General features: G+C 41.0%; 14 protein-coding genes and 1 pseudogene. 8 read left to right on the forward strand and 7 right to left on the reverse strand.

Annotated elements, in window-relative coordinates; translation table 11 throughout:
• Positions 1-44 precede the first annotated feature (44 nt).
• A complete protein-coding gene (gene mmsB, locus FTU62_RS05740; protein WP_180093903.1) occupies positions 45-935 on the reverse strand; it encodes a 3-hydroxyisobutyrate dehydrogenase in 891 nt (296 codons plus the stop codon).
• Positions 936-950: 15 nt separating this feature from the next.
• Positions 951-2,468 (reverse strand): CoA-acylating methylmalonate-semialdehyde dehydrogenase, encoded by a 1,518-nt coding sequence (locus FTU62_RS05745; protein ID WP_180054704.1) that lies wholly within the window; start codon positions 2,466-2,468, stop codon positions 951-953.
• 163 nt (positions 2,469-2,631) lie between these two features.
• Between FTU62_RS05745 and FTU62_RS05750 the strand changes: the two genes are divergently transcribed.
• Both FTU62_RS05750 and FTU62_RS05755 read left to right on the forward strand, forming a co-directional pair.
• On the forward strand, positions 2,632-3,513 hold the full coding sequence (locus FTU62_RS05750; protein WP_078193328.1) for a LysR family transcriptional regulator: 882 nt from the start codon (positions 2,632-2,634) through the stop codon (positions 3,511-3,513).
• A 121-nt stretch (positions 3,514-3,634) separates the two neighbouring features.
• Positions 3,635-3,793 carry a hypothetical protein gene (locus tag FTU62_RS05755; RefSeq protein WP_168379604.1) on the forward strand — a complete coding sequence of 53 codons (159 nt, stop codon included), beginning with the start codon at positions 3,635-3,637 and terminating at the stop codon, positions 3,791-3,793.
• Between the two features lie 241 nt (positions 3,794-4,034).
• Here FTU62_RS05755 and FTU62_RS05760 read toward each other — a convergent pair whose 3' ends face one another.
• A complete protein-coding gene (locus FTU62_RS05760) occupies positions 4,035-4,832 on the reverse strand; it encodes a hypothetical protein (protein WP_180102119.1) in 798 nt (265 codons plus the stop codon).
• 197 nt (positions 4,833-5,029) lie between these two features.
• Here FTU62_RS05760 and FTU62_RS05765 point away from each other — a divergent pair.
• Both FTU62_RS05765 and FTU62_RS05770 read left to right on the forward strand, forming a co-directional pair.
• A pseudogene (locus FTU62_RS05765) lies at positions 5,030-6,371 on the forward strand (PLP-dependent aminotransferase family protein).
• 134 nt (positions 6,372-6,505) lie between these two features.
• Positions 6,506-7,942 carry an amidase gene (locus tag FTU62_RS05770; RefSeq protein WP_180102120.1) on the forward strand — a complete coding sequence of 479 codons (1,437 nt, stop codon included), beginning with the start codon at positions 6,506-6,508 and terminating at the stop codon, positions 7,940-7,942.
• Between the two features lie 105 nt (positions 7,943-8,047).
• On the opposite strand, the gene FTU62_RS05775 is transcribed toward FTU62_RS05770, so the two are convergent.
• From FTU62_RS05775 to FTU62_RS05790, 4 genes are all read right to left on the reverse strand, one after another.
• On the reverse strand, positions 8,048-10,177 hold the full coding sequence (locus tag FTU62_RS05775) for a TonB-dependent receptor domain-containing protein (RefSeq protein WP_180102121.1): 2,130 nt from the start codon (positions 10,175-10,177) through the stop codon (positions 8,048-8,050).
• 369 nt (positions 10,178-10,546) lie between these two features.
• Positions 10,547-11,860, reverse strand: coding sequence for a DcaP family trimeric outer membrane transporter (locus tag FTU62_RS05780; RefSeq protein ID WP_180102122.1), 1,314 nt, complete (start codon positions 11,858-11,860; stop codon positions 10,547-10,549).
• Between the two features lie 126 nt (positions 11,861-11,986).
• Positions 11,987-13,360: an MFS transporter gene (locus FTU62_RS05785; RefSeq protein ID WP_180102123.1), complete on the reverse strand. Its 1,374-nt coding sequence runs from the start codon at positions 13,358-13,360 to the stop codon at positions 11,987-11,989.
• 192 nt (positions 13,361-13,552) lie between these two features.
• Complete coding sequence (locus tag FTU62_RS05790) at positions 13,553-14,467, reverse strand: LysR family transcriptional regulator (RefSeq protein WP_180102124.1); 915 nt, start codon at positions 14,465-14,467, stop codon at positions 13,553-13,555.
• A 281-nt stretch (positions 14,468-14,748) separates the two neighbouring features.
• On the opposite strand from FTU62_RS05790, the gene catA reads away from it, so the two are divergent.
• The 4 genes from catA to benC all read left to right on the forward strand — a co-directional run bounded on the left by catA (position 14,749) and on the right by benC (position 18,757).
• Positions 14,749-15,657, forward strand: coding sequence for a catechol 1,2-dioxygenase (catA, locus tag FTU62_RS05795; RefSeq protein WP_180102125.1), 909 nt, complete (start codon positions 14,749-14,751; stop codon positions 15,655-15,657).
• 85 nt (positions 15,658-15,742) lie between these two features.
• Positions 15,743-17,140: a benzoate 1,2-dioxygenase large subunit gene (gene benA / locus FTU62_RS05800; protein WP_180102126.1), complete on the forward strand. Its 1,398-nt coding sequence runs from the start codon at positions 15,743-15,745 to the stop codon at positions 17,138-17,140.
• Positions 17,137-17,646 (forward strand): benzoate 1,2-dioxygenase small subunit, encoded by a 510-nt coding sequence (benB, locus tag FTU62_RS05805; protein WP_078190730.1) that lies wholly within the window; start codon positions 17,137-17,139, stop codon positions 17,644-17,646. The genes benA and benB overlap by 4 nt, the downstream gene beginning before the upstream one ends.
• Positions 17,647-17,740: 94 nt before the next feature.
• Positions 17,741-18,757, forward strand: coding sequence for a benzoate 1,2-dioxygenase electron transfer component BenC (gene benC, locus FTU62_RS05810; RefSeq protein ID WP_180093887.1), 1,017 nt, complete (start codon positions 17,741-17,743; stop codon positions 18,755-18,757).
• Positions 18,758-18,769: the final 12 nt, after the last annotated feature.

An 18,769-nucleotide genomic window follows, 5' to 3' on the forward strand; every position in this document is an offset into this window, starting at 1 on the left:
TAGTATTTTTAGCCATCCCTAGGCTAGATTGGTGTTCAAAGCGATTAAGCGTCCTTAGGTAAGTATTGCTGCACAATGCTTGAAAAATCTAAGTGTGCATTACCTTGTAAACACAGCTGTTGATACATCTGCTGAACCAGTCCACCTAAAATAATCGGCTGTTTGACTTGTCCTGCGGCTTCTACAGCCAATCCTAAATCTTTCAACATCAACTGCGTTGCAAAACCATCGGTATAGCCACGTCCTGCAGGTGCATTTGCTGAGATACCTGGCCATGGATTACATACATCCGAACTCCAGCAACGTCCACTCGAACTATTCACCACACCCGCTAAGGCTTGAGGATCAATTCCCAGACGCGCACCGAGTGCCATACCTTCAGCAACGGCTGCCATGGAAATACCAAGAATCAAGTTATTGCAAATTTTCGCAATTTGACCTGCACCCACATCACCACAATGCACAATGTTTTTACCCATGTGCCCCAATACAGCTTTGGTTCTTTCAAAAGTTTGATCATCTGAACCGACCATAAAGGTTAATGTACCTGCCTGAGCACCAATAGTGCCGCCTGAAACAGGTGCATCACAGATTTTTATCTGATGTGCAGCACCCGCCTCGGCTATATCCTTAATGGTTTGCGGATCAATGGTACTGCTATCGATACATAAGCTTCCTGCTTTCATTACCGCTAATACACCATTTTCTCCCAAATACACTTCTTTGACATGCTTGGCAGCAGGCAACATGCTAATCACAACATCTGCTTGTTTCGCTGCATCTTGTGGGCTTTGGCAAACAATGCCACCTGCTTCAGTAAAATGCTGAATCGCAATTTCGCTTAAGTCGAAACCGTAAACCGTAAAACCTGCTTTGAGTAGGTTTTGGGCCATTTTTCCGCCCATGTTTCCTAAACCGATAAAGGCAATATTCATCCTTGAACTCCTAAATTAACGTAAGTTAATGGTGGTATTCACTTCACCTTTTTCTTGTGTATCTTCGAACCAACGACTGGTGATGGTTTTGGTTTGTGTATAGAACTGAACTGCTTGCTTACCATATGGACCTAAGTCACCCAGTTTTGAACCACGCGATCCTGTAAAGCTAAAGAAAGGTACAGGTACAGGAATTGGAATATTGATACCCACTTGACCAATATCGATATCGCTTTGGAATGTACGAGCGACTGCACCACTTTGTGTAAATAGTCCAACACCGTTGCCGAATGGATTGGCATTAATCAATTCAATCGCCTGCTCCAGAGTATCGACATGAATAATGGCTAATACGGGTCCAAAGATCTCTTCGGTATAGATGCGCATATCGGTTGAAACTTGATTAAAAATCGTTGCTCCGACAAAGTTTCCTTGCTCATAGCCAATGACTTGAACATCACGACCATCCAGCAGCAACTCCGCACCTTGCTCTACACCGCTTTGAATTAAATCCAGTACACGTGCTTTTGCGCGAGGTGAAATAACTGGGCCAATATCGGTATTCGGCTCATGCCCTGCATTGACCTTCAGCGTTTTGGCTTTTTCAACCAGTTCATTGACCCATTCTTTACTTTCACCAACCATGACAGCAACCGACAAAGCCATACAACGCTGACCTGCCGCACCGAATGCTGCACCAACGAGGGCATTTAAAGTTTGTTCTTTATTGGCATCCGGCATTACCACCACATGGTTTTTGGCCCCCATCATCGACTGCACACGTTTTCCATGCTGTCCTGCAAGGTTATATACATGTGTACCAACGGCTGTAGAGCCTACAAATGAAATGGCCTTAATAGCTTGATGTGTGCATAAACGATCAACAACGTCTTTACCACCATGCACTACGTTTAATACACCTGCTGGAATACCGGCTTCAATCGCAAGTTCGACAAGCATCATGGTCGATAATGGATCTTGTTCAGATGGCTTTAAAACAAAGGTATTTCCACAGACGATGGCCATTGGGAACATCCACAGTGGAATCATCGCAGGAAAGTTAAATGGCGTAATTCCTGCACATACACCCAAAGGTTGCTGCAAGGTATAGGTATCCACACCACGTGCAACACCTTCTATATATTCGCCCATTTGAAGTGTGCCAACCGAACACGCATGCTCAACGACTTCTAAACCACGTTGAATATCACCTTCAGCATCTGCAAGTGTCTTTCCTTGCTCAGCAGTCAGTACACGGGCAATGTCTTTCATATTGCTACGGATCAGATCTTGTAGCTTCAACATAATGCGCATACGTGCTTGTACGGGTGTTAAGCGCCAAGTTTTAAACGCCTCTTGCGCTGAAGCAATCGCTGCATCCACTTCTTCCATAGTCGCCATTGGAACACGACCCAAAACCTCTTGAGTTGCAGGATTTAGAATGTCTTGCCACTCTGTAGTGTTTGACTCTACAAATTTACCGTTAATTAATAATTTAGCCGTCGCTGACTGAATATTTGACATTGTGTTCATGACCTCTCCATAGGCACTTATTGTTTTGTACTGACTTAGAAAATATCCAAAAGCCTTATATTTATATTTTCCAATTCACTTCAAACTAGCAAAGAAAATTTTGACTACCAATAGAGATTCACGCACGATTGATGTGCAAATATGCACAGGGATGACAATAACAATGAAAGTAGACTGGGATCATTTACAGTATTTTTTGGTTTTGGCTCGTGCGAAAACCCTAACCAATACCGCCCGTATTATCGGTGTTGAGCACAGTACGGTTTCTCGACGTATACATGCGCTAGAACTGGCTTTAGGCACACCATTATTTAAACGTGAAGCCACAGGTTATGAGCTCACTTTAGAAGGTTTGGCACTGGTTCCTCGCGTTGAACAAATGGAACAGGCTTTTTTACAAATCGAAAAACCTAACCAACCTATGCAAGGTCGTGTGCGAATTGGCACACCCGAAGGGTTTGGAACAGCATTTTTGACACAGCTCTTGGCAGAATTGTCCAAAAAATACCCCTTGCTGACTATCGACCTTATTCCTGTGCCGAAAATGATCAAGCTTTCACATCGTGAAGCAGATATTGTTATTTCCATCGATCGACCAAAATCAGGCCCCTATATCATTACTCGATTGGCAGACTATTGTTTAAAAATTTATGGCAGTAAGGAATACCTAAAAAACACGCAACCCATTCATACATTAGAAGATTTAAAATCACACACTTTTGTGAACTATATAGATGATTTGGTCTATAGCCCTGAACTGTATTGTTTAGAACGTTTACCTATTCAGCTCAATGCAAACTTTAGAAGTAGTAGTATTTTGGCTCAACAAATTGCCGTGAGTGCGGGTGCAGGATTGGCAATATTGCCCAAATTTTTGGCCGAGGAAAAACCCGAATTAGAACAAGTCTTGGCGCAAGATGTTCGTTTTGTGCATACCTTTTGGATGCTGACCCTAGTCGATTTACAGCATGAGCCGCGTATTAAACTGGTTTGGGACTTTTTGAGAAAAAGAACCGACCAATATCATAGTTTATTAATGGATTAAGTCAGGATGGCTTCTTCTAAACTATAACTGTTATAGAAATTTAGATGAATGTTGTATCTATGCTTTCAAGCGATATACCCCAATAATCACCTATAACCACTAGGGATTTAGAGTACATCTTATGAGCAATCAAGAGCCTAAAAAACCGCAAAAATATGCAGACAGTGAAATTTCAGATAAGGCCTTTAAACGTGCCATTATTTGGTTCTCAATCTATGTGCTTTTATTCTGTATTGGTGTAGCGTTTGTTGTTGGTGCAGATAATTCCTATCTACCTTAAGCGACAGTATTATTCACTTATTGCAACTCGCTATTGCATGTATATCTTACATCTCATGCTCGCTCATGATCAGTTCATAAAGTATTAATCGGATCATTAGGCCAAATAAATTGGTTTAAATTTGAATTTAAAAAAAGCTTGTAAGTCTAGATTTACAAGCTTTTTTGCATTTTTAAAGTGATCAAATTACAGCTATAAAATTACTTTCCCCTCTGAATCGCTTATGCAGGACTCTGTTTTTTTAAACTTGGTGCTGTAGATGCGTTTGAATATATTCACCGTATACCGACATTTTTTCAAAGATGTGTTCTGAATAAAACATGTCTTCTACCAAGACTTGCGCACGGTCAAATTCATATAAACCTAATCGTTGTAAAATTTTCGCATTGATAAACGAAAACTTTTGGCATAAATCGATATATTGCTGATCTTTGTCTTTAAATAGCAGCTTTAACATATTGATTTTATTTAGATCAAAATCAATCGGTTCAACTTTATCCGCCAAGACATGGATTTCAACATCTAAAAATTCAGCGAGCTGTTTTAATTTTTCTAAGTCGATATCTAGATGTGTAATACAAATGATTCTGGAAACTTTCGGATTACATAAGCTATTGATCAAACTAAAATAGAAGTATTCTGCTGGCGATAGTTGTTCATTATGTAGCTCAATGTAGACATTGAGTCCCGATAAAACATCATCAACTTTAAATGCGCTAAGTTTAGCCTCAGCATGATAATAACGATTCAATATCGCAATATTTTCAGGGCTTTGCGGTGCAACGTAGATCACCTTCTGATTCAAATTCGCTAAGATAAAGGGTGCAAATAAAAAAGCCGCATTTTCAGCCTTGGCATTCATATGCTCCTGACAAATACTGACATAGCCCACTTGCTGTACTTGACGCAAAATTCGACTGCGCAAAAGTACCGCTTCTAAATTAGTATGCTGTTGTTGCAACAGATGCAGCGTTGAATCTGTCAATGGAACATCCACCAGTAAATGTTGTAACAGTTCTAATTCACTGGCTTTAAACATATTCAACTCCCTAACTTCCATACCATTTGACGCCACAAGTGTTGTGGTCTATGCACCTTATAAAAAATTCAAGCTTAAAACTAGATACAGTGATTTTGAAAAAACTTATAACAGTACAGACTCATCTGTTATAAAAATTTAATGTAAAGTTTCATTTACTGATATATTTATAACAGAACTTTGTCTTGTTGATGACTATGTATAAATCGGAACAGCTCGCTCAGCACCTACGTCAACTGATTGAAAATGGCACTTTAAAAGCTCACGAAAAACTTCCGTCTTTACGTGAACAAGTGCAGTTGTGCGGTTTTAGTTTGATCACGGTCATGAATGCCTATCAGGAGTTAGAATCGCGTGGCTTAATCTATGCACGTGAAAAATCAGGCTACTATGTGGCGCAAGGTTTACTCGAAATAGAGGCTGAACACGCTCAAATCGTGTCTTTAAATACTCCTGTTGCAATTAACTCTCTGGTCTTTAAGTATTTAAAATCGATACAAGATGAAAAAATCGTTCCATTGGGTTCAGCCTTTCCAGCTCACGATATTGTTTTTTCTAAAAAGTTAACCCAAATCATGGGGCAAATTTCCCGAAATCCCAAAAGTTACGATGCCATTGATAATCTTCCACCTGGTAATTTAGCCCTACGTAAGTTAATTGCACAGCGCTATTGCATGCAAGGCATTGCCACAGATCCAGAGGATATTGTGATTACCTCAGGCTGTATGGATGCGCTAAATCTTTCCTTACAGGCCATTGCCTCACCGGGTGATTATATTGTGTTACAGCAAAATATTTTCTATGGCGCCTTGCAAGCTGCAGAGCGCTTAGGCCTTAAAGTGGTGACCTTACCTGAACATCCACAAGACGGTTTTGATTTAAGTGAGTGATGAAATCAAGCAAAAAATTGCCGTGCTCTTACACCAATATCACGTGCATTTAATTGAGGACGATGTGTATGAAGAAATGCATTATGCGTCTAAGAAACCTGTTTCAATGAAATACTTTGATCAAAATAATATGGTCTTACATTGCTCTTCTTTTTCTAAAACGTTGGGCGCTGCATTTCGGGTCGGTTGGGTGCACGCCGGTAAATACTCTCAAGCGATTCAACACTTACAACTCATGAGTACTATTTCCGTCAATACCTTATTGCAAAATGCCTTGGTGGAATTTATTTCAAATTATCATTATGAAAAACATTTACGGGTCTTAAGAAAAAGTCTACAGCAACATAAATTACAGTTTTACCGTTATTTAGAAAGCCGCCTACCGACTGGATGCAAATTACAATATCATCCAAGTGGTTATTTTCTTTGGTTAAAACTACCAGAAAATATTGAAAGCATGGCGGTCTATGAAGCCTTAATTCAACAGCAGATCGGTGTTGCTCCAGGCCGTTTATTTAACGTATCAGAAGCCAAAACTCAATATATCCGTTTAAATTGTTCCTTTGCATGGAAGGATGAGATTCAACAGGCTTTAGATGCCCTCCTTAGTACAATCTCTGCACTTTCCTCAGATCAGATGAATATTTGACAATTTTTATTGTCATTATTATGCTCAAACAGATATTGTTCAAATACATATATTTGTTGTTGAGATTTTGTTGTTGAGATAACACCGAATTCATTCAACATTTACCAAAATTCAAAAAAAAAATAGGTTAGTTCATGGAAGATCACAAACACAGTCAACGCATACATGCCTTTAGTTCGGATGTACTCACAGATCTAGATGCTGTGGGGATTGCACAGCTCATCAAATCTAAAGAAGCCTCTGTACAGGAAATAACACAAGCGGCCATTGCACGTGCGGAACAAGTCAATCCGTATCTAAATGCCATTGAATTGGACTGTTTTCAGCGTGCTTTAGAGCAAAATCAATATGTTGAACATGGTCTATTTGCGGGCGTCCCTTTTTTCTTTAAAGATAATCTAGATTATCAAGGATTGCCATCACGCCATGGTTCAAAGGCCATAGGTTCAAAACCAGCCGATCGTAATCCTCAAATTAGCCAACAAATCTTAGATCAAGGTTTTGTCGTATTAGGAAAATCTAAACTGCCTGAATTTGGTCTAAATGCCAGTACCGAATATAAAGATGGCTCAGCCACCTATAACCCTTGGCATTTAGGTTATTCCTGCGGCGCGTCTTCTGGCGGTTCCGCAGCACTCGTGGCAGCCGGTGTAGTGCCGATTGCTCATGCCAATGATGGCGGTGGTTCAATTCGTATCCCTGCTGCATGCTGCGGTTTGATTGGATTAAAGCCTAGCCGTGGCCGTACTTATGACAGTGAAGCAGCAGGCTCTCTTCCGATTAATATCATCAGTGAAGGTGTTTTAACCCGTAGCATACGAGATACAGCGCATTTTTATGCAGGAATGGAGTCAAGTTATTACAATAAAAAACTGCCACGAATAGGCATGATTCATGGCCCTTCTAAACGTCGACTACGCATCGGTTTAGTCCCGCAATCGATTACAGGGCAAATAGATAGCGAAACGACTACAACATTAATGAATAGCGCAGCACTATTGGAAAAATTAGGCCATCATGTTGAAGAACTTCAGTTACCTTTTTCCTTAAGCTTTGTTGAAGATTTCAGTGAATATTGGGGGATGTTGTCCTTTTTACTGAGTACCTTTGGTAAGAAAATCTTTGGCGCTGACTTTAATCCAAAAGATTTAGATCACTTAACCGTTGGTTTATCGAAGTTGTATAAAAAGAACTTTTATAAAACCCCGCTGTTTCTGTATCGATTAAAGAAAATGCAGCAGCAATATCGTGAAATCTTTAAGCATTATGACGTTTTGCTATCGCCTGTACTTGCACATACCACACCTAAAATTGGCTATTTGTCACCTCAATTACCGTTTGACCAATTATTTGAACGTATTCAGAACTATGTGACTTTCACACCTATTCAAAATGTGGTGGGTGCGCCGGGTATGTCGATTCCTATGGGAGAAACGCAAAACGACGGACTACCGATCAGTATGCAAATATCAGCCGATATCGGTGATGAAAAAACCTTAATTGAACTGGCATATGAAATTGAAGAAGCTCAGCCATGGCGACGTATTCAAGATATGCCTCGAACTGCTTAACAAACCAATCAAAGAGTTAAAAAAGGGAGCTGATTGACTCCCTTTTTTATTTTCAAATCTGCGAATCAAAGCTTTTTAATAGATCACTGTTTAAATACAAGATGCTTAATTAAAATGATACGTCAGTCCTGCATATACCGCCCGACCTTCACCAGGTGTTAAACGAGCAGGATCTTTGCCGGCATCGTTATAGCCCGGTGTCACGGTAGATGCATATTTTTTATTAGCCATATTTCTGAAATCCAACCAAGCCATATACTGTTTTTGCGGTTGAATATAGCCGAACGATGCTCCCCAAATTTGCCAATCTTTTGCGTAGAAACTATTGGCATAGTCGGTTGCGACCTTTGCGGCATAAAGTGTATTCACCGCAGCATAAAAGCCTAAAGGATGTTCGTATTTCAGTTCAGCCTGATAGATGTGTTTTGGTATACCTGCAAGCTCATTTTTTCCAAATACCGCATCATTTTTATAGTGAAAATCATTCAAGGTATAGGCTTGTTTTAGCTGAACCTGTCCATATGTATCATTTTGCCAAAGTGAACTGTTTAAACCGACTTCAATCCCTTGATGGATGGTGTCTGAAGCATTCGATTCGTAAATTATCGGATTAGGCTCTGGTTGGATTTCAACAGCCAACAGTTCATTTTTAACCTGTGAATAGTAATATGCAATATTCCACTCACCCAGTGCATGTTGACCACGCCCACCTAGTTCAAGAGTATTCGCTGTCTGACTATTCAAATGAATCGGAGCATTTTGGCGTCCCGTCGCTGCGCCACTTTCATCGGGGAACTTTTGATCCGAACCCCAAATTAAAGCCCATGGATGTGGTGCTTCTAAGCTTCGACTGACATTGGCAAAGAGCTGTGTTTCTGGTTTGATTTGATATCGAAAACCTAGCGATGGCAGGACATTCCATTCACGAATATTTTCTTTATGGCTCTGCACAGGCCATGTCACTTCACTTTCACGATGGGTGTACGCCAATGCAACTCGACTATCGAGCCAAAACTGTGGGTGTAGTGCCAAGGCATTGGCATAATGTAAAACATAGTCACCACCTTGGTAGGTATAATGCCGCGTTTCTGTACCCGCAGCATAGGCGCCTTGCGCTACACGCAAGCGTTCAACGACCTGACTATCTGGCAAATGCGTAGTACTACGAAAACCTAAGGTATTTTGGCTTTCATGCCCCCACAAGATTCGGTCAAATTGGTAGTTAAATAAGGTACTGATATCATCATAGTCAACATCAGTACTATAAAGTCCTTCTTGCAAATCCATCGGATAATGATGATAGGCCAGACCCAACTGTAAACGATCGCCCGAGTCCAAAGTCATATTGGTTTTATTCGCCAACCAAAGACTTCCCGGCTGCGGACGATTATTATTCAGCGAGATATTTTGGGCTACTGCTTGTTTTGGATTTTGTTCAATCTGTTGTTGGGTTAGACGTCCCGGCGTTTGGTGTTCAGTCTCTCGGTAACGCAGATAAAAACGTGTATCTAGGTTAGGGTTTATTTTATATCCCACATTGGCCGATAAACCTTTGCTCTGGCTTGAAGCATGATCTTGAAAACCGTCATCATCACTTTGTGTTAAGGAAAGATAATAGTCTAAGTCACCGATTTGTTGTCCTGAACTGATTTCACTTTTTTGATAACCGTGGCTGCCCATTTCATGATGCACTGACAGTTTTGCTGCATTTTTTCCTGTTGGGCTTGCATAGTTAATTAGACCACCCAAGCTTAATGCGCTACGTGTTAAACCATTAGCCCCTCGTAAAACCTCTATATGGTCTACCCACAGCGGCTCAAGCAGTTCATAAGGTGTTCCTCCTGGCCCTGTAAATGGCAAATCATCTAAGGTCACATACAACCCTGAAGCATGCGCCCCCGGTGCACGATTGATCCCCGAGCCACGTATCGACAGTTTTACCCCTTCATTTCCTGAAGATGCTGCGTAAATCCCCGGTTGATTTTTAAATAAATCAGCATTTGTTCGCTTGGGTATATCTTGAATGTCTGCTACAACGATTGCATTGGTTGCACCATTTACTTTGGTCAGTGCTTTTTTTATTTTTTCATCCATTGAACTTTGTTCAACGTTGATGGTGATTTCAGGTAATACATTGCTATCTGCAACACTATACTGTGCCATTGCAGTAAGCATCATCAGGCTTAAAAGCTTAAGTGACGTGTTGTTATATTTGGAAAATTGAGGGACATCCATGATTGCGTCTTCTAAGTGAAACGAAATTGACGGCAAGGATTGTAGTGTGTTTTATCGTCATGTATGTATCAAAATATTTCAAAATTCATGATTTTTATCAATATCCTTCTTCGTATTTTTATATTCAAATGATTTGTTAAATGAAATAAAACAGATAATTATATTTTTTAGTCAAAAAATAAAAGTTTCTAAATAAGATAAAAGCCCTCAATCTGAGAAGATCAAGGGCGTGTATTGATTAAGAGTACGCATTGAAAGATTGTCGGAAAGTCAGATGTCAAAACCTGAACATACTTCCAATCACGCTCTCGTTAAATTGATATTGAAATTTCTAAGGCAATTTAAATTAAACAATTCTCTGTAACAGCATTAGAAGTTGTACATCGCGACTGCATTGATTCGATTATCTTCACCTTTAGTACTGCCATTTGGTGCAGCGCCAAAAGCTTCACGTTCACCATAGACATATTCCAGACCTAAACTAATCGGCTTAACAGGGCTGTAAAATACATTTGCCCATGCTTGCCACAAGTTTTTATTGGCCTTGGTTTTATCGACTAATGAGTTGACATAATCTGCATTGTTATCTGCTTTCATATAACCATAGCCCAATGTTCCGCGCCATTGTGCTGAAATTTGTTGAGTTAAACCTACTGTAATCGAGTCAAATTCATTGGTGGCGATGATGTCTTTATCCGCATTGGTCACAAAACCTTGGTTGGTCCATGACACAAAACTACTGTCGCCTTTGACATGGTAATAATCCGCTTTGAGCACTGTTTTATCCGTCAAATCTAGCTTTGCGCCCAGACCAAGTCCCCATGCGGTTTCTGTATCCGTATCCGTTTTCTTTTCAGCACCCATCGCACGTGCGCTCAACATGAGTGTATCTGTCATTTTATGGTTTAACCGCGCTGTTAATGCAGGCAAACGCATATTTGAACTGTCATCCTTAGAATTTTCTGCTGCAAGCACAAGATTTGTCTCAGGACTAAATTTGTGACTATAGCGAACTTGCGGTGTACGTTTAACAGCACCACCAACATAGCCCAATGCATCAATAGTTTCAGGCATATAATCAGGTACAGCAAAGTTAGACCATGTTTGCCCCACCAACCAATCACCATAGGTCAAATAGGCATGACGAATCCTCAGTCCATCATTTGCGCCCAAAAAGTCGACTTCAATTTTACCGCCTACATCGCCCACTTGAGTCGGCGTTTTAAAGTCTAGTCCTAAACGTGTGGCAGCAAGTGTTGCTTTTAAACGATCTGAACTTTCAGCATTCCCTTCTAGCGGAACACTATTCATTTGGTTATACAGGCGAGATAAGCTGCCGCCTTCTGCCTGATAAGATGCATCTGCACGCACATTGCCATACAAGCTAAACTCAGCGCCCGATTTGGTATTTAAACTCAGGCTCGGTGTTTGAGTCGGTTTTTGATTCTGCACAGCAACTACAGGCCCTTGTTTTACGTCTTTGATTTCACTCGACAAAGTGTTTTGCTGTTGAACATATTGCTGCATCATGGCTTTTAACGCTTTGACTTCTTCACGCAACTGTTCAACTTCAGCCTCGCTGACTGCCGCATGTGTCCACATGGGGAACACAGCTGCACAAGCCAGTAGCATCGGTTTCATTTTAAAGGTTTTTTTGACTAAATTTAGCTTTTGAGTTTTCATCCTGACCTCGATTTGGGCGATGCCCTTTCCTTATTTTTTGTCACAATTTCCCACTAGCCCTCATGCTGTGCATCAGGGCCTAGAAACTTAAAATTTTGGGGTAATGTTAAATCTTTAAATATCGGCTTAATTCGCTGGATTTTTGATAGCTTGCGTATTGGGTTTTGGCGATTGACCTTGAGTAGATGCCTCTACAGACGCTTGCAAATTCACCATAAATATTGCTAAAGAAGCAATGACACCGGGAATGGCTATCACCAAGAAGTTCATTTGATGCGGCAAATTCATGGTTAACAGCGCACCAGTAAGTACCGGTCCAACGATTGCACCAATTCGTCCAATGCCCGATGCCCAGCCCATACCTGTAGAACGTACCGTGGTTGGGTAGTATTGTGCGACAAAGGTATAAAGTAAGATTTGTGAACCGATGGTAGCTGCACCTGCAACAGCAATTAAGGTATACAGAACCATTTGCGGACTGTTAAAGCCCAGTAAGATTAAAGCCAACGCGCCACACATGAACATGATGCTCAGCACTTTTTTGATATGAAATCGGTCTGCCAAAGCACCACCACCAATAGCACCTACCATTCCACCAATATTCAGCGCAAAGAGGAAAATCATACTTGCACCAAGCGAATAGCCAGCTTGAATCATCAATTTTGGTAACCAACTTCCAAGTGCATATACCATCAATAAGCACATGAAAAATGCAATCCAGAACATGAACGTACTGAAACTACGGCCTTGTTGAAATAATGCTTTTAACGGAGCGTTATCTTCTTCAGAAACTTCATTGAGTACAAATTGTGTATCCGTTGTGAGGACTTGTTCAGGGGCAATTTTAGAGACAATCGTTCGAGTCGTATCTGTTTGATGCTTTGAGGTTAAATACATCAATGACTCAGGGAGGAATTTCCAAATTAAAGGCAATGCAAGACATGGAATAATCGCAATATAAAACATGATTTTCCAGCCATATACTGGCACTAACCAAGCACCCAATAATGCTGAAGCCATACCACCAATGGCATAACCACTAAACATTAGTGCAACCAAGGTGCTACGTATACGTTTTGGCGCGTATTCTGTCATTAACGCGACCACGTTCGGCATAACGCCACCGATGCCTAGACCGGCAAGAAAGCGTAAAATACCAAACTCAACGGGAGTACTTGCAAAAGCGCCGCAAAAGGTAAAACCACTAAAAATACCGACGCAGATCATAATGGTTTTTTTACGACCAATTTTATCGGACAGTGTGCCAAAACACATGGCACCAAACATCATGCCAAATAAAGCCGTACTTGCCAGTAAGCCGGCTTGTACCGCAGATAATGACCACTCTTGCATCAACAAAGGTAAGGCAACGCCATAGATCACCAAGTCATAACCGTCAAAAATAATAATCAAAAGACACCAAATCAAAACACCCCAATGAAATGGCGTAAATTTGGCTTCATCAACCAAGGTATTAATATTAATTTTCTGGTTTTGCATAGCCCACCTCCTAATTGTGAAGCTTGTAAAATTCGCTTTTCACAATGAATAAGTCGGTGCTTAATGTCCAAAACCGATTAGGCATGTTTGTATACCTAAAAAGTTGAATACAAATTAATCCCTTGATTCCGCTTTATTTTAAATAGATCATTTCATAACAGCAGTTCATCTGAACGTCTAGCGACAGCATACTCAAAACACAGCACGATCATATGGAATAGCTTCTAAATCATACACTTGATAAACACTATCAAATAAACCACGAATATCTTCGCTTTCATCCATATTACGCACAGCCATAAATACAGGGCTAATCGCGGCTTCGTCTAAGATAGGAACAAAGGTTAAATGTGTTAATTGCACACTTTTGGCACTCATTGGGGTGATACAAACCCCTTCATTCGCTGCAACAAAGCCTAGTGCCAGTTGTAATTCACGTACTTCACGTACTTTTTTAGGTTCTAAACCATACTCTGAAAATATGCCACGCACTTGGGTCGAAAAGTTTGGTTTGTTGTGATTTGGATAAAAAATCAATTGCTGATCGATCAGATCTGCAAGATATACCCCTTCCTTTTTTTGTGCCAATGGATGACTAGCATGTAAGGCTACCACTAAGCGTTCTTCACGCAGTAAAACCCGTTTGATCGCGGGGTCTGAAATACGCAAACGCCCAAAGCCGACATCTATACGACCTTCCTTTAATGCTTTGATTTGTTCTGTGGTCGCCATTTCCTCCATTTCTATTTTTAAATGTGGATGTTGTTGTTTAAATAAATACAAAATATTCGAAAGTAAACCAAACAATAAAGAGCTCACAAAACCGATTGTCACGGTCCGTTCTGTCAAACCGATTCGTTTCGTCATTGATTTAATTTCTTCTGCATTAGACAAAAGTTTTAAAGCATGATGATAAAAAAATTGACCTGCTTCTGTAGTCTTAAGCGGACGGCTACCTCGTTCAAATAATTGAATTCCAAGCTCATGTTCCAAATTTTGAATCTGCCGACTCAAAGGTGGTTGAGCTATATATAGTTTTTCTGCCGCTTTGGTAAAACTCTGCTCTTCAACCACCGCGACAAAGTATCTTAAGTGTCTTAGTTCCATGGTTATCGATACCTATTAAGTATAATAAAATGCAAATTTGATCTTCGACGTGAAGATTTTATTCTTTTAAGGTATATCACATAGACAGGATTAAGCAAATTTAATCCCATCCAACAGATCAAAAACATCGTGCAGCGCATTACCTGAAAGAAGCTTCAGCCGCTACACGAAACAACTTAAAAAGTATTGTTAGACAACCAAACAAGGAACGTGGCAGCCAAAGACCTCTTTTATCGAGTGATAGCCACCCATACTTAAATGCATACTTAAGGAGATATAGTATGAACCGTCAAGAGATTGATGTTCTGGTTAAACAAATGAACGTAGATACAGCGACAGGGCCTGTTGACCAACGTGTACAGCAAGTTGTGGTACGTTTATTGGGTGATTTATTCCAAGCGATTGAAGATCTGGATATTACTCAAACTGAACTATGGAAAGGTCTAGAGTATTTTACAGACGCGGGTCAAGCAAACGAATTAGGTCTTTTAGCCGCAGGTTTAGGTTTAGAGCACTATCTTGATTTACGTGCCGATGAAGCTGATGCGAAAGCAGGTATTACAGGTGGTACACCACGTACCATTGAAGGCCCTTTATATGTGGCTGGCGCACCTGAATCAGTGGGCTTTGCTCGTATGGATGATGGTACGGAAACCGATAAAATTCCAACATTGTTTATTGAAGGTACAGTAACAGATACCGAAGGCAACATCATTGAAGGTGCTAAAGTTGAAATTTGGCATGCCAACAGCCTAGGTAACTATTCTTTCTTTGATAAATCTCAATCTGACTTTAACCTTCGCCGTACGATTCTTTCTGACCAAGACGGTAAATATGTTGTACAAACTACGATGCCAGTTGGTTATGGCTGCCCTCCAGAAGGTACAACTCAATTTGTTTTAGACAAATTAGGCCGTCATGGTAACCGTCCATCACATGTTCATTATTTTATCTCTGCACCGGGTTACCGCAAGCTAACTACTCAATTCAACATCGAAGGTGATAAATACCTTTGGGACGACTTTGCCTTTGCAACTCGTGATGGTCTGGTGGCAACTGCTGTTGATATCACAGACGAAGCTGAAATTGCACGTCGTGGTCTAAACCAACCGTTTAAGCACATTAGCTTTAATGTTGAGTTAGTTGCTGCACCAAATACTGAAGTAGATCGTCGACGCGCTAGCGCTTAATTACTCAATCTAAGGAAGCCGAGCTGTCTCATCCAAGTTTGACAACTCGGTGACTATCCCCTCATTGGACAGTCGGAGAATGGACATGCCACGTATTCCTGTAATTAACACCAGCCATCTAGATCGTATTGATGAACTTCTTGTCGATAATTTTGACACTGGTGAATTTAAACTGCACCGCTCAGTATTTACTGATCAAGCGTTATTTGATCTTGAAATGAAATACATTTTTGAAGGTAACTGGGTGTATTTGGCGCATGAAAGCCAAATTCCAAATAACAATGATTATTACACGACTCATATCGGTCGCCAGCCGATCATCATTGCACGTAACCGTAATGGTGAACTGAATGCCATGATCAATGCCTGCTCACACCGTGGCGCACAGTTATGTCGTTATAAAAAAGGCAACAAAGCAACATATACTTGTCCATTCCATGGTTGGACCTTTAATAACTCAGGTAAATTGCTCAAAGTTAAAGACCCTGCCGAAGCGGGTTATTCAGATTGCTTTAACCAAGATGGCTCACATGACTTGAAAAAAGTCGCACGCTTTGAAAGTTATAAAGGCTTTCTATTTGGTAGCTTAAATCCTGATGTGCCAAGTCTAGAAGAATTCTTAGGTGAAACCACCAAAATTATCGACATGATCGAAGGTCAGTCGGAAAACGGTTTGGAAGTTTTACGTGGTTCATCTACCTATACCTATGAAGGTAACTGGAAACTGACAGCTGAAAATGGCGCAGATGGCTATCACGTTTCAGCCGTGCATTGGAACTATGCAGCAACCACACAGCACCGTAAAGAAGCACAAGCGGCAGATAATATTCGTGCTATGAGTGCGGGTTCTTGGGGCAAGCAAGGTGGTGGTTCTTATGGTTTTGACAATGGTCACATGTTGTTATGGACCCAATGGGCAAACCCAGAAGACCGTCCAAACTTTAGCAAAGCCGATGAATATACCGAAAAATTTGGCGCGCCGATGTCGAAATGGATGATCGAACGTTCACGTAACCTATGTATTTATCCAAACGTTTATTTGATGGATCAATTCGGTTCACAAATTCGCGTTTTACGCCCGATTTCTGTCAATAAAACTGAAGTCACCATTTACTGTATCGCCCCTGTCGGTGAAGAGCCAGAAGCACGTACACGTCGTATTCGTCAATATGAAGACTTCTTTAATGCTTCAGGCATGGCAACACCTGACGATTTAGAAGAATTCCGTGCCTGCCAAGCAGGTTATGCAGGGATTGAACTGGAATGGAACGACATGTGCCGTGGTTCAAAACACTGGATTCATGGACCGGATGATGCAGCCAATGAAATTGGATTAAAACCACTATTAAGTGGCATCAAAACCGAAGATGAAGGTCTTTACCTTGCTCAGCATCAATATTGGTTAAAAACCATGAAACATGCCATCGCTGAAGAAAAAGAATTGGCAGAACAAGTCGCAAATGAACAAGGAGATGTCGCATGAATGCAACTGCACATTTAGACAGCGTAAGCATTGAAGCTGTATCTCAGTTCCTCTACCGCGAAGCGCGTTTTTTAGATGATGAACAGTGGGATGAGTGGCTAGCGTGCTATGCCCCATCTGCATCATTTTGGATGCCGGCTTGGGATGACGATGACCGCCTGACAGAAGATCCGCAGTCTGAGATTTCTTTGATTTATTATCCAGACCGCCAAGGTTTAGAAGACCGTGTCTTCCGCATTAAAACTGAGCGTTCATCTGCCACGATGCCAGATACCCGAACCAGCCACAACATTAATAACGTCGAGATTATTGAACGTGATGGTGACAAAGTAACGGTGCGTTTTAACTGGAACACCTTAAGTTTCCGCTACAAAACCAACTATAGCTACTTTGGCATGTCACGTTATGAAATTGATTTTTCAGGTGAGCAGCCAAAAATCCTCAGCAAATATGTTGTTCTGAAAAACGATTATATCAACCAAGTTATTGATATTTATCACCTCTAAAAGCTTATTTTACTAAGCAAGGTTTTACTTTCAGCCAGAAGGATATTTGGCTGAAAGGACACGTTATACCAGATTTTCAAAAGGATATTCAGCCATGTCAAACCATAATGTTGCACTTCAATTTGAAGATGGCGTTACTCGTTTTATTAGTGTTGCTCAAGGTGAAACCTTATCCGACGCAGCCTATCGTCAAAAAATCAATATCCCTCTAGATTGCCGTGATGGCGCATGTGGGACATGCCGTGCATTTTGTGAGTCGGGAACTTACGACATGCCTGAAGAATCTTATATCGAAGACGCTTTAACCCCCGAAGAAGCTGAGCAAGGTTATATTTTAGCTTGCCAATGTCGTCCAAGTTCAGATGCTGTTTTCCAAATCAGTGCATCATCTGACGTGTGTAAAACTGAAATTCATGAGTTTCAAGGCACATTGTCTCGTGTTGAAAATATGTCGGATTCTACGATTACCTTTGATATTCAACTGGATGAAGATCAACCTGACATTAACTTCTTGGCAGGTCAATACGTCAATGTCGGCATTCCGGGGACTGAAGAAACACGTTCGTATTCGTTTAGTTCAAAGCCGGGCAATCGTTTAACAGGCTTCGTGGTTCGTAATGTCCCTGAAGGAAAAATGAGTACCTTCCTGAGTGCCAATGCGAAAGCCGGCGACAAAATGACCTTCAAAGGTCCTTTTGGTAGTTTTTATCTGCGTAATGTCGTTCGCCCTGTGGTCATGCTTGCAGGTGGTACAGGTATTGCGCCGTTTATGTCCATGTTACAAGTGCTTGAAGAAAAAGGTTCTGAACAACCTGTTCGTCTTGTATTTGGCGTAACCAATGACTTTGACATCGTGGCAAAAGACAAGCTCGATGAATTACAAAGCAAACTCCCTTGGTTCGAATACCGTACTGTGGTCGCTCACCCTGAGTCACAGCATGAACGTAAAGGCTATGTGACCAGTCATGTTGAAAAAGATTGGTTAAACAACGGCGATGTGGATATTTACCTCTGTGGTCCCGTGCCGATGGTCGAAGCGGTACGTGGCTGGTTAGATACCGAAGGCGTTAAACCAGCAAACTTCTTGTTTGAAAAATTCTCAGCGAATTAAGGGAGAATAGTT

It is taken from the genome of Acinetobacter sp. YH12126 (genome assembly GCF_013418745.1).
Lineage (GTDB): Bacteria > Pseudomonadota > Gammaproteobacteria > Pseudomonadales > Moraxellaceae > Acinetobacter > Acinetobacter amyesii.

Coding starts and splice junctions, on each gene's coding strand:
- FTU62_RS05750 (WP_078193328.1), top strand. CDS start 2,632: ATGAAAGTAGACTGGGATCATTTACAGTATTTTTTGGTTTTGGCTCGT.
- benC (WP_180093887.1), top strand. CDS start 17,741: ATGTCAAACCATAATGTTGCACTTCAATTTGAAGATGGCGTTACTCGT.
- FTU62_RS05745 (WP_180054704.1), bottom strand. CDS start 2,468: ATGAACACAATGTCAAATATTCAGTCAGCGACGGCTAAATTATTAATT.
- FTU62_RS05785 (WP_180102123.1), bottom strand. CDS start 13,360: ATGCAAAACCAGAAAATTAATATTAATACCTTGGTTGATGAAGCCAAA.
- FTU62_RS05760 (WP_180102119.1), bottom strand. CDS start 4,832: ATGTTTAAAGCCAGTGAATTAGAACTGTTACAACATTTACTGGTGGAT.
- FTU62_RS05755 (WP_168379604.1), top strand. CDS start 3,635: ATGAGCAATCAAGAGCCTAAAAAACCGCAAAAATATGCAGACAGTGAA.
- FTU62_RS05790 (WP_180102124.1), bottom strand. CDS start 14,467: ATGGAACTAAGACACTTAAGATACTTTGTCGCGGTGGTTGAAGAGCAG.
- FTU62_RS05770 (WP_180102120.1), top strand. CDS start 6,506: ATGGAAGATCACAAACACAGTCAACGCATACATGCCTTTAGTTCGGAT.
- catA (WP_180102125.1), top strand. CDS start 14,749: ATGAACCGTCAAGAGATTGATGTTCTGGTTAAACAAATGAACGTAGAT.
- FTU62_RS05775 (WP_180102121.1), bottom strand. CDS start 10,177: ATGGATGTCCCTCAATTTTCCAAATATAACAACACGTCACTTAAGCTT.
- mmsB (WP_180093903.1), bottom strand. CDS start 935: ATGAATATTGCCTTTATCGGTTTAGGAAACATGGGCGGAAAAATGGCC.
- FTU62_RS05780 (WP_180102122.1), bottom strand. CDS start 11,860: ATGAAAACTCAAAAGCTAAATTTAGTCAAAAAAACCTTTAAAATGAAA.
- benB (WP_078190730.1), top strand. CDS start 17,137: ATGAATGCAACTGCACATTTAGACAGCGTAAGCATTGAAGCTGTATCT.
- benA (WP_180102126.1), top strand. CDS start 15,743: ATGCCACGTATTCCTGTAATTAACACCAGCCATCTAGATCGTATTGAT.